The organism is Mannheimia haemolytica (assembly GCF_004342115.1).
GTDB lineage: Bacteria > Pseudomonadota > Gammaproteobacteria > Enterobacterales > Pasteurellaceae > Mannheimia > Mannheimia haemolytica.
In genome coordinates, this window is the sequence record NZ_SMAC01000043.1 from 1 (window position 1) to 15,197 (window position 15,197).

General features: G+C 40.5%; 14 protein-coding genes and 1 pseudogene. 7 read left to right on the forward strand and 8 right to left on the reverse strand.

Going from position 1 to position 15,197, the window contains the following annotated elements:
* The 8 genes from EDC41_RS12475 to EDC41_RS12510 form a co-directional block, all read right to left on the reverse strand.
* On the reverse strand, nt 1-96 hold a 96-nt coding region (locus tag EDC41_RS12475; protein WP_001967706.1), incomplete at its 3' end, for a GTP-binding protein.
* Nucleotides 97-155: 59 nt separating this feature from the next.
* On the reverse strand, nt 156-2,258 hold the full coding sequence (gene fusA / locus EDC41_RS12480) for an elongation factor G (RefSeq protein WP_006249833.1): 2,103 nt from the start codon (nt 2,256-2,258) through the stop codon (nt 156-158).
* Between the two features lie 101 nt (nt 2,259-2,359).
* Complete coding sequence (gene rpsG, locus EDC41_RS12485; RefSeq protein WP_006251653.1) at nt 2,360-2,830, reverse strand: 30S ribosomal protein S7; 471 nt, start codon at nt 2,828-2,830, stop codon at nt 2,360-2,362.
* A gap of 130 nt (nt 2,831-2,960) precedes the next feature.
* Complete coding sequence (rpsL, locus tag EDC41_RS12490) at nt 2,961-3,335, reverse strand: 30S ribosomal protein S12 (RefSeq protein ID WP_005543325.1); 375 nt, start codon at nt 3,333-3,335, stop codon at nt 2,961-2,963.
* Between the two features lie 120 nt (nt 3,336-3,455).
* The gene (rfaC, locus tag EDC41_RS12495; protein ID WP_006250332.1) at nt 3,456-4,415 is read right to left on the reverse strand and encodes a lipopolysaccharide heptosyltransferase RfaC; all 960 of its coding nucleotides are present in this window, start codon (nt 4,413-4,415) and stop codon (nt 3,456-3,458) included.
* Nucleotides 4,416-4,482: 67 nt separating this feature from the next.
* Nucleotides 4,483-5,520 carry a lipopolysaccharide heptosyltransferase II gene (waaF, locus tag EDC41_RS12500; protein ID WP_020824266.1) on the reverse strand — a complete coding sequence of 346 codons (1,038 nt, stop codon included), beginning with the start codon at nt 5,518-5,520 and terminating at the stop codon, nt 4,483-4,485.
* A gap of 110 nt (nt 5,521-5,630) precedes the next feature.
* The gene (locus EDC41_RS12505) at nt 5,631-6,047 is read right to left on the reverse strand and encodes an MliC family protein (protein WP_020824267.1); all 417 of its coding nucleotides are present in this window, start codon (nt 6,045-6,047) and stop codon (nt 5,631-5,633) included.
* Between the two features lie 59 nt (nt 6,048-6,106).
* On the reverse strand, nt 6,107-7,426 hold the full coding sequence (locus EDC41_RS12510) for a LysM-like peptidoglycan-binding domain-containing protein (RefSeq protein WP_006251645.1): 1,320 nt from the start codon (nt 7,424-7,426) through the stop codon (nt 6,107-6,109).
* Nucleotides 7,427-7,718: 292 nt separating this feature from the next.
* Here EDC41_RS12510 and EDC41_RS12515 point away from each other — a divergent pair, with 292 nt between their 5' ends.
* From EDC41_RS12515 to EDC41_RS12540, 7 genes and pseudogenes are all read left to right on the forward strand, one after another.
* Nucleotides 7,719-8,057: a ComEA family DNA-binding protein gene (locus EDC41_RS12515; RefSeq protein WP_006251644.1), complete on the forward strand. Its 339-nt coding sequence runs from the start codon at nt 7,719-7,721 to the stop codon at nt 8,055-8,057.
* A gap of 164 nt (nt 8,058-8,221) precedes the next feature.
* On the forward strand, nt 8,222-9,115 hold the full coding sequence (asd, locus tag EDC41_RS12520; RefSeq protein WP_006251643.1) for an archaetidylserine decarboxylase: 894 nt from the start codon (nt 8,222-8,224) through the stop codon (nt 9,113-9,115).
* A 71-nt stretch (nt 9,116-9,186) separates the two neighbouring features.
* Entirely contained in the window at nt 9,187-11,538 is a 2,352-nt protein-coding gene (hsdR, locus tag EDC41_RS12525; protein WP_006250003.1) for an EcoAI/FtnUII family type I restriction enzme subunit R, read from the forward strand.
* 47 nt (nt 11,539-11,585) lie between these two features.
* Nucleotides 11,586-13,055 carry a class I SAM-dependent DNA methyltransferase gene (locus EDC41_RS12530; protein WP_006251642.1) on the forward strand — a complete coding sequence of 490 codons (1,470 nt, stop codon included), beginning with the start codon at nt 11,586-11,588 and terminating at the stop codon, nt 13,053-13,055.
* Nucleotides 13,056-13,067: 12 nt separating this feature from the next.
* Nucleotides 13,068-14,729 carry an RNA-binding domain-containing protein gene (locus EDC41_RS12535; protein ID WP_006251641.1) on the forward strand — a complete coding sequence of 554 codons (1,662 nt, stop codon included), beginning with the start codon at nt 13,068-13,070 and terminating at the stop codon, nt 14,727-14,729.
* A 47-nt stretch (nt 14,730-14,776) separates the two neighbouring features.
* Nucleotides 14,777-14,911: a Fic family protein gene (locus EDC41_RS14070; RefSeq protein ID WP_006253334.1), complete on the forward strand. Its 135-nt coding sequence runs from the start codon at nt 14,777-14,779 to the stop codon at nt 14,909-14,911.
* Between the two features lie 23 nt (nt 14,912-14,934).
* Nucleotides 14,935-15,197 (forward strand): annotated as a pseudogene (locus EDC41_RS12540) (restriction endonuclease subunit S); the annotation flags it as partial.

Sequence of the window (15,197 nt, forward strand, 5' to 3'; positions counted from 1 at the left end):
GATTGCTGCTGTTAAAGTTGTTTTACCATGGTCAACGTGGCCGATTGTACCCACATTAACGTGCGGTTTTGTACGTTCAAATTTTTCTTTAGACACTTTAATATCTTCCTAAAAAATGAGCCATAGCCCTATTGCTATGGCTCAGGTTAAACAAATTATTTTCTACGAGCTTCAATAATTGCATCAGCAACGTTTTTCGGTGCTTCAGCATATTTTAAAGGTTCCATAGAGTATGATGCACGACCTTGAGTTTGTGAACGTAAGTCTGTTGCATAACCAAACATTTCTGAAAGTGGAACTTCAGCATTGATCTTAACAACGAACTCGTTCGCTTCTTGACCGTTAACCATTGCACGACGACGGCTTAAGTCACCGATTACATCACCCACGTAATCCGGTGGAGTTTCAACTTCCACTTTCATGATTGGCTCAAGTAATACCGGGCTTGCTTTTGCGAACGCCGCTTTAAATGCTAATGATGCAGCAAGTTTAAACGCAAGTTCAGATGAGTCAACATCGTGGTATGAACCGAAGTGTAAACGCACACCTAAATCTACTACCGGGTAACCTGCTAACGGACCAGATTTAAGCTGTTCTTGGATACCTTTATCAACCGCAGGAATGTATTCACCAGGGATTACACCACCTTTGATCTCGTTTACAAACTCATAACCCGGACCTTCAGCATCTAATGGGTATAAGTCGATCACAACGTGACCATATTGACCACGACCACCAGATTGTTTTGCGTGTTTACCTTCAACATCATTAACACGAGTACGGATAGTTTCACGGTAAGATACTTGTGGTTTACCGATATTTGCTTCCACTTTAAACTCACGTTTCATACGGTCAACGATGATGTCTAAGTGTAACTCACCCATACCTGAAATGATCGTTTCACCAGATTCTTCATCTGTGTGAACACGGAATGAAGGGTCTTCTTGTGCTAAACGACCTAAAGCTAAGCCCATTTTCTCTTGGTCAGCTTTGGTTTTTGGTTCAACCGCAACAGAGATTACCGGCTCAGGGAATTCCATACGCTCAAGAATGATTGGTGCATCGATTGCACATAATGTGTCACCTGTACCAACATCTTTTAAACCGATTGCTGCAGCGATATCGCCCGCACGAACTTCTTTGATCTCTTCACGTTTGTTTGCGTGCATCTGTACGATACGACCAAAACGTTCACGTTTTTGTTTTACTGAGTTGTAAACTGTATCACCAGAGTTAATTACACCAGAGTAAACACGGAAGAAGGTTAAGTTACCTACGAATGGGTCTGTTGCAATTTTGAATGCTAATGAAGCAAATGGCTCATCGTCGCTTGCGTGACGCTCACCTTCAGTTTCATCTTCATTGATACCTTTAATTGCAGGAATATCAGTTGGTGCCGGTAAGTAATCGATTACCGCATCAAGCATTGCTTGTACACCTTTGTTTTTAAATGCAGAACCACAGCAAACAGGGATTACTTCACCTGCTAATACACGTTGACGTAATGCTGCTTTGATTTCATCTTCAGTTAATTCTTCACCAGAGAAGAATTTTTCCATTAATTCTTCAGAAGCTTCAGCTGCTGCTTCAACAAGCATTGCACGGTGTTCTTCACAAGCTTCAAGCATATCTGCCGGAATATCTTCATAAGTGAAGGTCATACCTTGATCAGCTTCGTTCCAGTTGATTGCTTTCATTTTGATTAAATCAACAACACCTTTGAAGCTGTCTTCTGCACCGATTGGAAGTTGTAATGCAACTGAGTTACCACCTAAACGCGTTTTGATTTGCTCAACAACACGTAAGAAGTTTGCACCTGTACGGTCCATTTTGTTTACGAACGCGATACGTGGCACTTTATATTTGTTAGCTTGACGCCATACAGTTTCAGATTGTGGTTGAACACCACCAACTGCACAATAAACCATCACCGCACCATCAAGTACACGCATTGAACGTTCTACTTCGATAGTAAAGTCAACGTGTCCCGGAGTATCAATAACGTTGATACGGTGTTGTGGATATTGTTGTGACATACCAGACCAGAATGCTGTTGTTGCAGCAGATGTGATCGTGATACCACGCTCTTGTTCTTGTTCCATCCAGTCCATTGTTGCAGCACCATCGTGAACTTCACCGATTTTGTGACTTACACCTGTATAGAACAAGATACGCTCTGTAGTAGTTGTTTTACCCGCATCGATGTGCGCACTGATACCGATGTTACGGTAAAGTGAAATAGGGGTTGTACGAGCCATTTTTATTTATTACCTTGTTTGGGGTTTAAATTAAAATTCTTAATAAGGGTAAGGCTTCACCGCAAACTGAGATGAAGCCTTCTATAAGCTTACTTAAACGATTACCAACGGAAGTGAGCAAACGCTTTGTTAGCTTCAGCCATACGGTGAACGTCTTCACGTTTCTTCACTGCTGAACCTTTGTTGTCTGCTGCATCCGATAATTCGTTAGCTAAACGTAATGCCATTGATTTGTCACCACGTTTACGAGCGGCTTCTACGATCCAACGCATTGCTAAAGCATTACGACGGGTTGGGCGAACTTCTACAGGAACTTGGTAAGTAGAACCACCCACACGGCGAGATTTAACCTCAACAGTTGGACGTACGTTTTCTAATGCGATTTCGAAAGCTTCTAACGCTTCTTTACCAGAACGTTGTGCTAAAGTTTCTAATGCACCGTAAACGATTTTTTCTGCAGTAGATTTTTTACCATCTACCATTAACACGTTAATAAATTTTGCAAGTAATTCTGAACCGAACTTCGGATCTGGAAGAATTTTGCGTGGTTCAATACTACGACGACGTGGCATTGGAAATTTCTCCGTATATTAAATCTTCAGGATATCCAAAACTCATCTAATCTGCCTTAAGGCATCTTGACTGGAGTTTATGGTTTAAATATTAAAATTTAGACGTTTGGCCTTACTCAACGGAGAACCATTAAGCTTTAGGACGTTTAACGCCGTATTTAGAACGACCTTGTTTACGATCTTTAACGCCTGCACAGTCAAGTGCACCACGTACAGTATGGTAACGAACACCCGGTAAGTCTTTAACACGACCACCACGGATTAATACAACACTGTGTTCTTGAAGGTTGTGACCTTCACCACCGATGTATGAAGTTACTTCAAAGCCATTTGTTAAACGAATACGACATACTTTACGTAATGCTGAGTTCGGTTTTTTAGGTGTAGTAGTGTATACACGAGTACACACGCCACGTTTCTGCGGGCAAGCCTCTAATGCAGGAACGTTACTTTTTACAACCTTTTTCACACGCGGTTTGCGTACTAGCTGGTTGATAGTTGCCATTAAAAAAGCTCCAGTTAAAATTATTAAAAATAAAATTAAAAACATCCTTTCACACGAAAGGACGGCAAATTTTAAATTGAATGTGGATAAAAGTCAAGCACAGTAAGATAACAACAACGATCATTTGTTAATCAATGGAAGTAATTTTTCCAGCACTTGTGAAGAGGTAATATTTTCCATTTTATCTGCTTTTAGATAAAACTGATTTTGCCCGTAAGCCCCGATAAGTTTTGGATCGGTTGCCCCATATAAAATCACATTTGGCTTATCTAACGCAGCCGCCAAATGGCTCAAGCCGGTATCCACCGACACCACTGCCGCTGCTCCCGCAAGTTGAGTAGCAATATCGGTTAAGCTCATTTTTGGCAATACCTTAGCATTATTCGCCACACTCGCTAAACGCTCCGCCCGTTCTTTTTCGGCTTGGTTTCCCCAAGGCAATCTGACTGCCAGATTGTGCTTATCCAACGCTTGAATCAACTCCGCCCAATAGGCTTCTTGCCAATGTTTATCCGCTCGGGTAGTGGCGTGAATCAGCATAATGTAAGCGGTCGTTTTTTGAGGATTTTTTGCAAAATGTTGTGCAATGCAATAATCGCCCCGTTCGGTTGGCAAAGCATAACCTAATGATTTTGCACATAATTTTCTGATGCGTTCTACAGCGTGTTGTTGGTAGGGGATATTAAACGTTTCATCGTAAAACAGACTACTTAACCCTTCTCGGGCAGAGTTTTTATCATAGCCAAATTTTTTGCCTTTGGCTTGGCGAGTTACTAACACCGCACTTTTAATCAGCCCTTGAGCATCAATTACCGCATCATACTGCTCACTTTTTAGCTGTTTTAAAAACTGCTGCCATTCTACCCAAGTCTGTCTTTGGCAAAGGTTTTTCCGCCAGCGGCGAATAGCCACCGGAATTACTTTATTTACCGCTGAATGCCACGCAGGAATTTCGGTAAAATTCTCCTCCACTACCCAATCTACTTTTAAATCGGGAATAGCATTTTGCATATCGGTTATGGCTGGAAGCGTATGTAATACATCTCCCATTGATGAGGTTTTAACGATTAAAATTTTCATCTTTTATAAACAAACAAGCGGTCTTTTTTTGCAAAAAATTGGCAAAATTCAACCGCTTGTTATCCATTTAAATTAACAGTTCAGCTAATTTGTCCATCACCATTTCAGGCTGAATATCAATTAAACTTTGGTGATAGCCCTCTGCCCCTTCGCCTTTGCGGATTTTAATCAAACCGCCTTCAATTAAGCGAATGATCACGGCATTTTGGGATAACGGCGGCGTATATTGTGGGCTGGTCGGTCCATATAAGGCGACCAGCGGTTTATTTAGTGCTGCGGCAATGTGCATTAAGCCGGAGTCATTGCTCACGACTGCATTACAATCTGCAATCAAATCTACCGCTTGGTTTAAATCGGTTTGCCCGGCTAAATTCAGGCAATAGCGTTGTAAATTTTCAGGTAATGCCAAGCGAATTTGCTCACCGGCGGCTTCATCTTTTTTCGAGCCAAATAACCGTACCGAATAGCCTTGCTCAATCAACATTTTTGCCAATGTTGCATAATGATAATGCGGCCAACGTTTTGCCGGTCCAAATTCAGCCCCCGGACAAAAGCCGATGGCAGGACGGTTTTCCGCATAAGCCAACTGTTTTTCAAATTTCGCTTTGGTCTGCTCAATTTGTTCGCTATCAGTTGTGAGGTATGGATAAGCAATCGGCAACTGTTGTGCGGTTGGAACAGTAGCCTTTTCAAACGCCAAGGCTACATAGCGTTGCACCATCATTGGGTAGTCGTTTTTATTACTGCGAAGATCATTTAAGAAAAAATATCTACTTTCCCCTTTCCAACCACGACGTCTCGCAATTTTCGCAAACAGTGGAATAAAGGCAGACTTTAATGAATTAGGCAATACAATCGCCATATCATATTGATTTCTCAGGGATTTTCCGAGTCGGTAGCGTTCACACAAACGAAATGAACCGTGTCCAATCGGCATTGAAATCGCATTACGCACCTCAGGCATACGGGCTAAAAGCGGACGACACCAATCGGGTGCCATTACATCAATTTGGCAATTCGGATACTGTATTTTAAGCTGTTGATAAAGTGCGTGCGACATCATCATATCACCCACCCAAGACGGTCCTATAACTAAAATATTCATTTGCAAAATTCTCTTAAAAATTTATTCACAATCCTTGTAAGGATTGTTCACAGCTTCGCTGCCGTTGGCAAAGCCAACGTTCAAAAAGCGATACTTTTTGTGTCCGCTTGTTACTGCTTTATGCAATTTGCCGCTAACGTTTTTTTAGTGTTGTTATACAAAAATGCTTTACCACTACGGGTTTCATGCCAAGTCCAACGGATATTAGTGTATTTTTTACCATCTCTCGTTACAGAAGGTGAAAGCTGATGCGTTGTCCCTTGATAACTCACTGTGACTATTTCCTTTTTTAACGCTTTTTTTGTTCGTCCCTGGCGTTCAACTTCAACCTTCTTATCATTCTCACAACGATATAAACTCACTTTAGGTGCTTGCGCTATCAGTTTAGTCACTTTCTTTACTGGCTCTTTTTCCTTTTGTACTTGATGAATTTGCTCAACAGGGGTAACCACTGTACTACAAGCAACTAACATCGCTGAGCTTAGCGTTAAGTAGATAAGTTTGTAAGAGGGGCAAAATAAATTCATCCTTTATCTCCTTTTTAAATAAAAGAGCAACGTTTGTAGCGTTGCTCTTTTTCTTCATTTTATTTAAAAGTATAGCTACCGTTTGCTTGACGGGTAAATTTGCCGCCTGAGCCAATGCTCATTTCAACCACACGGTTATTTTTATCTAAACGAACGGTTACTCGCTCGCCTACTTTTAAATTACTCACCACGTTATTGACTTTGCTCATCGCATTAACGTCTGAGATATTTAAATTGTTATCACGGAACACTTGCATTAGTGATACATCTTTTGGCACAGTCATTGTTTTGGTTGCTACCGCATTTGCCGACTCGGCAGCCGGTGCTGCTTTTACCGCTTCAGTTTTTGTCGGAGCTTTCTCAACCGGTTTAGCTGCTGTTTTTGCCGTTTCTTTTGCTGCCAGTGTAGCACGTTCGGTTTTCACTTCAGTTTTAGCAGGGGCTTTAGGCTGTTGTTTTACCGTTGTTTCAGGTTGGAACACCACGCTATTTTCCGTTTTAGGCTTAATCGCCGGTTGTGCAACAACCGGTTTATTTTCCACCGGTTTCACCGCAACAGGTTGCTCAACTACTGCTTGTGATTGTGTTTGCGACTGGCTATCTTGTGACGGTTTAGCCATTGTTTGCTCGGTTTGGGCTGGAGCAACTGTTACAGACTCTTGTTGAGCGGCTTGAGCTTGTTCTTGAGCTTTTGCAGCTTCAGCGGCTTCTTGTTCTGCACGAGCTTGTTCTTCCGCATGTTTCGCTTCAGCTTCATCAACCGGTCGGAATTCAATCGGCAAGCTACCACCTTGCTGAGATTGTAGCTCTTCGACAGTTTCCGGCGTACTTGGTTTTAACAAGAAAAACAGTACCAATAATGCTAACGCCAACAATGCCACTAATAATAAACGGCGGGTTTTAGGTGGCATTTTAGCTTTAATCTCTTTGGTTTTAGTGGCTGCAGCTGCCGCAGTGGCTGCTGCGGCAGCTGTTGCCGCATTTGGAATAATACGCTCAGTAGTGAAACTCTCGGGTGCAGGTTTAACCACTTCTTTTTCCACATTTTCTTGTGCTTCAACCGTGTTAAAAGATGCGGTTGATACACTTTCTTCAACCGAATGAATGGTATTATCCGGCTCTACTGCTTCTGTAGCTTCTGAACTTGGAGTAAATTGGAATTCTTTTGCCTGCTTAGCCGAAAAGACATCAGCCGTATGATCTTCTACTTTAGCATCAGGTCTTTTCATAATTGGGGTAAACGTATGCCCCGGTGCTTTGGTTGAACGCAACGAAACATAAGGGGCTTGAGCTGTATCTGCTTTGGTTGCTTCAGCGTCTTGAGAGGTAACCGAAGATTCACCAAAAACCGGTTCTTTGCGAAAATTATTTTGTGTCATATTAATTCCAAATAATAGCGTTGTTAATGAGTATAAAAATGGCGATATTCTAAAGCAATTCAGCCGCTATTTGAATTTATTTAACTAAATTTACGCAACTAGCGGTCATTTTTGCCTAATTTTTTGCAAATCTATTTACTTTCATTGAATTTCAGACCAAATGCAAGTCTAGAAGTTTAGCCATTTTCTATTTTTTCGATCTGTGTCGAAAAATTTATTTTTGCCGGTTGAGTTCTATTTTATTCCCTCTTAATCTTCCTTTCGACCTTTCAACAACTAATAAGGAAATCCTATGAAGAAAATCAAACAACTTGGTCTAACATTCTTGTTTGGCTTAAATGCAATGGCTTTTGCCCAAACACCGCCAACTACAATGCCTGTTGAACAAAATGCAGTCACTCAACCCGTACAGCAAACACAAATCACCAACGCCAATGCGGTAAATATCAATACTGCTAGTGCTGCTGAATTGCAAGACAAGCTAGTGGGAATTGGGCAGAAAAAAGCTCAAGCGATTGTCGATTACCGTACTAAAAACGGCAATTTTAAAAACATTGAGCAACTTGCTGAAGTCTCCGGAATTGGGCAAGCAACGGTAGAAAAAAATCGAGCCAATATTATTTTAGAATAAGACAACCAAATTGTTGAAGTGGAATTCCTACAAAGCCCCTATCTGTTTTTTTCTTTGTAGCCACTTCAACACCTTAAAGATTTTTTATCTATTTTGCATTGTATTTGCTATACTTCGCCCCCAATTAAACGCAAATTCTCGTTTTTAAATAAAAGGAAAACGCAATGCAATTAAAAAAATATCCAGTTCCAACCTATTTCCAACGTGTGAAAATCGCTCTGCACTATTTACTGCCACAACTGGCAATTACCCGTGCGGCAGGTTGGTTAGCAGAGCAAAAATGGGGCGTAGTTACTCACCTTATCATCAAACTGTTTGCAAAACAGTATAAAGTCAATTTATCTGAAGCTAAAAAAACCGAGCCGTCAGATTATGCTACTTTTAATGAATTTTTTATCCGTGAATTAAAAGAAAACGCACGCCCGATTAATCAAGATCCAAATACACTTTGCTTACCGGCAGACGGTAAAGTCAGCGAATCAGGCGAAATTTCGGATAACCGTTTATTACAAGCAAAAGGGCATCATTTTACGCTAGAAACCTTATTGGCAAATGATGAAGAAATGGCGGCAAAATTTAAAGACGGCACATTTATTACCACCTACTTATCGCCAACTGATTACCATCGTGTACATATGCCGTGCGATGGAACATTGCGTAAAATGATTTATGTGCCGGGCGAATTGTTCTCCGTCAATCCGTTTTTAGCCGAACACGTTCCAAACTTATTCGCTCGCAATGAACGTGTGATTTGTGAATTTGACACCGCATTCGGACCAATGCTACAGATTTTGGTCGGTGCAACGGTTACCGCAAGTATGAGTACGGTTTGGGCTGGCGTAATTAATCCGCCTCGAGCTGATGAAGTGGTAGTTTGGAATTACGAAACCGAAGGCGAAAAAGCCATCAAACTCCAAAAAGGCGAAGAAATGGGAGCTTTCCGTTTAGGCTCAACCGTAATTAACCTCTTCCCGAAAGGTAAAGTACATCTCAACCCTGCACTTATTGCAGGAATGCAAACCCGAATGGGGGAAGAGTTGGGTAGAATTATCAATTAAATCCTGAGTTAATTTTACCTAAACTGTTTGCTATAATCTTCCGATAAGAAACTCTTATCGGAAGGAAAAATATGTACACACTTCAAGAATTAAAGCAGATGAACGAGCAAGAAATTCGCTCTCGATTAATCTCTCCTGCAATTAGAAATGCAGGATGGTCGGATAGACAAATTGGCGAAGAGTACACATTTAAAACCAATAAACGATTTACAGATGGGCAAGTAGTTGTTGATCCAAAAACGACGCAAACTAAACGCATCGAAGCAAAACGGGTTGATTATCTGCTCTATACTTCCGCAAATCAAAAAATTGCCGTGGTCGAGGCCAAAGATAACCATCACTCTTCCCGACACGGCTTACAGCAAGCAATGACATACGCTCGATTGCTTGATGTCCCTTTTGCATATAGCTCAAATGGTGATGAGTTTGTGGAACACGATTTTATCACTGGCGTACAACGAACCCTTCCGATGTCAGCATTTCCTACTCCCGACGAACTCCACCAACGTTGGGCGAAACAATATACCACCGAAGAGCTGAAAATTATTCAACAGCCTTATTACACCAGTAGCACTGACACCTTTAAAGAGCCTCGTTACTACCAAGAAATTGCGATTAACCGTACTGTTGAAGCTGTAGCAAAAGGTCAGCAGAGGATTTTATTGGTAATGGCAACAGGCACGGGTAAAACCTATACGGCTTTCCAAATTATCCATCGTTTAAAAACCAGTGGTGCGAAAAAGAAAATTTTATTTCTTGCCGATCGCAATGTACTAGTCGATCAGCCAATGATGCAAGACTTCAAACCGTTTAAAGACAAAATGGTGAAAGTCAGCAATAAAAAGCTCGACAGTGCTTATGAAGTCTATCTTGCACTTTATCAACAGCTTGACGGTGAAACCGATAACGAACTGTTTAAGCAGTTCCAACCCTCTTTCTTTGATCTTATTGTGATCGATGAATGTCATCGTGGTTCAGCAAAAGAAGATTCTGACTGGCGTGCTATTTTGAAGTATTTCAAGGACGCCACCCATATCGGTATGACTGCAACCCCCAAAGAAACCGATGATGCCAGCAACATTACCTATTTTGGCGAGCCGATTTATACCTATAGCCTCAAACAAGGTATTGAAGACGGCTTTCTTGCCCCTTATCGAGTGATTCGTGTTGATCTGGACTGTGATTTAAAAGGCTGGCGACCAACCAAAGGTTTAAAAGATCATCAAGGTAATGAGATTGAAGATCGCCTCTATACAGTCAAAGATTTCGATTACAACATTGTGCTAAATGATCGCACCCGCTTGGTTGCGGAGAGAATTTGCGAATTTTTACGCAAAACCGACCGCTTGCAGAAAACAATAGTCTTCTGTGCCAACATCAACCATGCAGAGCGAATGGTGGCAGAGCTTTCACGCCTCAATGCCGATATGTTGAAACACAATTCCAAATATGTCTGCCAAATTACAGGCGACCAATCAGGCAAAGGCGTTGATTTAGAAGAATTTTGTGATGTAGCAAATGAAGGGAAAGATTACCCTGTGATTGCCGTAACCTCTAAATTGATGACAACAGGTGTAGATAGCAAAACCTGTAAGCTGGTTGTACTTGATGCAAACATTCAATCAATGACGGAATTTAAACAAATTATCGGACGAGGCACTCGTCTTCGCCCTGATTTCGGCAAAGAATTTTTCACCATTTTAGATTTTCGAGGCGTTACTCGCCTGTTTGCTGATCCGGCATTTGATGGTGAGCCGGTGGTGATTTTAGATGTACCGGAAAATAAGCCACTTGTCGAACAACCGCTTCCTAAACCCAGTGATAAGGACATCATTAAAGACCCCGAGCTAAAGCCATATAAAATCCCGGTAGTTGTCGATTTCGGCACACTCAAATTACGCATTTTAGACGAGAAAGTCCAATATCTGAATGAGCAGGGCGAGCTGGTTTCTGAAGATATTGATCTGTTCTCAAAACGGGAAATGCAAAAAGAGTTCGGCAGTTACGAACAGTTCCAACAGCAATGGACAACAAGCGGTGAAATTTTCTCGAAATTTTACACCGATCCAAAATGGCTGGCAGCCCTTCGCCAAACACGCCAATTCAGCCACGATGTTGAAGACTTTGATGTATTAAGCCACATCTCCTTTGGCAAAAAACCACTGACTAAAACCGAACGAGCAGAAAAAGTGAAACAAAGTGGCTATGTGGAGCAGTATTCGCCCGAAAACCAGCAAGTTTTAGGGTTGCTTCTTAATGAATATGTCAAATCCGGCAATCAAGATCTGACTAAAACCGAAATTTTAAAGACACCGCAATTCAGCCGTTTTGGAGGTCTAGTGTCTATTATTAAAAATTTCGGCGGTAAAGAACTCTACCAGAAAGCGGTAAAAGGCTTAGAAAAGATGATTTATTCGGAATAACAAGCGGTTATTTTACAACAAAATTTTACAGATAAACAAGGATCACAATGAGCCTCAACAACATAGTAAAACGCCTGCAAGATGTAATGCGTAACGATGCAGGGATTAACGGTGATGCCCAACGCATTGAACAGATCGTCTGGATCTTATTCTTGAAAATTTACGATGCTAAAGAACAAGAGTGGGAACTGGAAAACGATGAATATCACTCAATTTTGCCGAATTTTTTACGCTGGCAAAATTGGGCGGAAGATAAAAAAGACGGCAAAGCGATGACTGGTGATGAATTACTCTCTTTCGTCAATAACGAACTTTTCCCGACTTTAAAAAATCTGCCTATTTCAGCCGATACGCCGATGAACCAACGGATTATCCGTGCTGCTTTTGAAGATAATAACAACTATATGAAAAATGGGGTGTTATTACGTCAGGTTATCAATATCATTGATGAAATTGATTTTGCCCATTACCAAGAACGACACGCCTTTGGCGATATTTATGAAAATATCCTCAAAAGTTTACAAAGTGCAGGTAATGCAGGGGAATTTTATACCCCTCGCGCTGTAACCGATTTTATGGTACAAGCAATCAAACCGAAACTTGGCGAACGCATTGCCGATTTTGCCTGTGGGACGGGTGGTTTTTTAACTTCGGCGTTAAAGGTATTGGAAAGTCAAATTCAAACCCTTTCTGACCGCACTTTATTCAATAATTCTGTGTATGGCATTGAGAAAAAAGCCCTTCCTCACCTGCTTTGTATTACCAATTTATTGTTGCACGATATTGATAATCCGAATGTACATCACGATAATGCTCTAGAAAAATCGGTCAAAGATTACACCGAAAATGATAAATTTGATGTGATTTTGATGAATCCACCTTACGGAGGTTCAGAAATTGAGCAAATTAAAAAGAATTTCCCTACGGCTTTACAGAGCAGTGAAACCGCTGATCTGTTTATGTCGGTAATTATGTACCGCCTAAAACAGAATGGACGGGCTGCGGTGGTGCTGCCTGACGGATTTTTGTTCGGCACAGATAATGCCAAAGTTGCGATTAAGAAAAAGCTATTAGAAGAGTTTAATCTGCATACGATTATCCGCTTACCGCATAGTGTCTTTGCCCCTTATACCTCGATTACGACTAATATTCTGTTTTTTGATAAAACCGAGCCAACCCGTGAAACTTGGGTTTATCGCCTTGATATGCCACAGGGTTATAAAAATTTCTCCAAAACTAAACCGATGAAATTGGAACATTTCAACGAAGTTGTTGAATGGTGGGGAAATCGCCAAGTGATTGAAGTCGAAGGGTTTGACAAAGCGAAAAGTTTTACATTAAAGGAAATTTCCGACCGTCAATACAACCTCGATTTATGTGGCTTTCCTCACGAAGAAGAGGAAATCCTTCCGCCTGATGAACTAATTGCAGATTATCAGCGAAAACGCACCGCTTACAATGCTGATATTGATAAGATTCTAGCAGAAATTACCGATATTTTAGGCATTAAACTGTAATAGGAGCATAAAATGCTGACTTGGGAACATATCGAAAAAATGATTGCACATCAGCAATTTATCCGAGAAAAGGCAGAAATTGAATATAAAGAGGCAAAAAATAGTGTGCCAAAAGATCTTTGGCATACTTATTCGGCTTTTGCAAACAGCAATGGTGGCTTTATTTTATTAGGAATAAAGGAAAATGAACAAGGACATTTTCCTGAACTGCTAATTTCTGGTGTTAATGATCCTGATAAAGTCATTGATGAATTATTTTCCCAATCTCGTAGTGAAAAAGTCAGTAAATCCTTATTAAAGGATAATGATGTGAAAATCTTTCAAGTTGAAAATAAAAGCGTGATTGCAATTTATGTGAAAGCAGCTGATATTTTAGACCGTCCTATCCATTTAAATGGTGATTATCGACTTTCTTATGTTCGTTTAAATTCAGGCGATCATAAACTCACCTCCTCTGAACTGCGTTCTTTCATTTCAAGCTATAGCCAAAAAGATGCTGATGGGAGAATTGTGCCTTATGCTTCTATTGATGATATCAGTTTAAGCACATTGGATAAATACAGAAATCTGCTGAAAGCCCATAACAGCACATCAAAATTACTTACGTTATCCGATGAGAAATTGCTGCAAGAAATTGGGGCTTATAAAAAAGATTTAGCACAGAATAGCGAGGGCATTACCAATGCAGGCTTATTGATGTTTGGTAAGCACTATGCCATTACAAGCATATTTCCCCACTTCTTTTTTGAATATTACGAAGAAGCTGGTGATGTAAAACGCTATACATTACGGATTACCGATTTTGATCTTGAAGAAGGCAATCTCTTTGAATTTTACTTGAAAATTGTGCCACTTATTCAAGAGCTTGGTAAAGATAAACATTTCAAATTAGATAATTTAACCCGTACTGAGGAAAATGAAATTACTGACGGGCTACGGGAAGCTCTCATCAATGCAATTACTCACGCAGATTACTTTAACAATGTTCGCCATCTAAAAGTCATTAAAACCAAAGATAACAAACTGATTTTTGAAAATGCAGGAGTAATGTTGGTTGATATTCCCACGGCTATTGCAGGGCAAAGATCGGAATGCCGTAATTCTATTATTCATAACTTATTCCACCGTTTAGGGCTATGTGAGCGACAAGGACAAGGCGTTCGGGATATTTATTCATATTGGCAAAGCCGAAATTTCAATTCACCGCTTTTAGAAAGTGAAATTGATTACACTAAACTCACCTTAACTTTTCAATCAGGTATGATTGCAGATTTTGAGGAAAAATTTACCGCTTGCTTTGGCAAAAATTTCTCTGAGTTACAGCCTATTCAAAAAGATTGCTTACTCTTTATCGCCTTCAATCAAGGTAAAGCAATGTTTGCAGAATTAGCACAAAAACTGCCCCAATATCCACGCAGAAATATTACTTTGGCACTAGCACGACTGAAAGAAAAAGGCTTACTAACCAGTTCGGGGAGTCCGAGAAAACAACTCTATACCCTAGTGAATTTAGAATGGATAATCACAGAGAAATCACAAGATGATTATTTTAATCCACCTTTCGACCAACTTGATAAAGCTAGTGAGAGTAAGGGCGCCCCCCCGAAGAAAAGCAAAGTGAAGCAAGTCAAACAATTACCCCAGAACAAAGCAAACAAATTACCCCCGAAGTAAATCGCTTACTTTCAGTGTTGCTTGAGCCGATGAAGAGCAAAGAAATTATGAAAAAACTCAGGTTAAAAGATGATAAGCATTTCCGTATGCAGTATTTAAAACCTGCACTAACGCTTGGTGTGATCGAAATGCAATTCCCAGAAAACCCAAAACACCGTAATCAAAGATACTTTAAGAAATAACAACCGATTATTGAGAATAAAAAATGAAAGCCCAACAGCTAAAAAACGCAATCCTACAACTAGCAATCCAAGGCAAGCTCGTTCCACAAGATCCAAATGATGAACCGGCAAGCGAACTCCTTTGCAAAATCCAAGCAGAAAAAGACCGCTTGATTGCAGAAGGAAAGATCAAAAAAAACAAAAAAACTGCCGATAAAGCCCCTTATACCATTGAACCACCTTTTGAGATTCCTGAGAGTTGGGTGTGGGTGAGGTTGGGGGATATATGCCTAAAAATTACAGATGG

Bases quoted from the DNA above. Each gene is read 5' to 3' on its own strand.
- rpsG (WP_006251653.1), bottom strand. From the start codon at position 2,830: ATGCCACGTCGTCGTAGTATTGAACCACGCAAAATTCTTCCAGATCCG.
- EDC41_RS12530 (WP_006251642.1), top strand. From the start codon at position 11,586: ATGAGCCTCAACAACATAGTAAAACGCCTGCAAGATGTAATGCGTAAC.
- EDC41_RS12535 (WP_006251641.1), top strand. From the start codon at position 13,068: ATGCTGACTTGGGAACATATCGAAAAAATGATTGCACATCAGCAATTT.
- fusA (WP_006249833.1), bottom strand. From the start codon at position 2,258: ATGGCTCGTACAACCCCTATTTCACTTTACCGTAACATCGGTATCAGT.
- EDC41_RS12505 (WP_020824267.1), bottom strand. From the start codon at position 6,047: ATGAATTTATTTTGCCCCTCTTACAAACTTATCTACTTAACGCTAAGC.
- rpsL (WP_005543325.1), bottom strand. From the start codon at position 3,335: ATGGCAACTATCAACCAGCTAGTACGCAAACCGCGTGTGAAAAAGGTT.
- waaF (WP_020824266.1), bottom strand. From the start codon at position 5,520: ATGAATATTTTAGTTATAGGACCGTCTTGGGTGGGTGATATGATGATG.
- rfaC (WP_006250332.1), bottom strand. From the start codon at position 4,415: ATGAAAATTTTAATCGTTAAAACCTCATCAATGGGAGATGTATTACAT.
- hsdR (WP_006250003.1), top strand. From the start codon at position 9,187: ATGTACACACTTCAAGAATTAAAGCAGATGAACGAGCAAGAAATTCGC.
- asd (WP_006251643.1), top strand. From the start codon at position 8,222: ATGCAATTAAAAAAATATCCAGTTCCAACCTATTTCCAACGTGTGAAA.
- EDC41_RS12510 (WP_006251645.1), bottom strand. From the start codon at position 7,426: ATGACACAAAATAATTTTCGCAAAGAACCGGTTTTTGGTGAATCTTCG.
- EDC41_RS14070 (WP_006253334.1), top strand. From the start codon at position 14,777: ATGAAAAAACTCAGGTTAAAAGATGATAAGCATTTCCGTATGCAGTAT.
- EDC41_RS12515 (WP_006251644.1), top strand. From the start codon at position 7,719: ATGAAGAAAATCAAACAACTTGGTCTAACATTCTTGTTTGGCTTAAAT.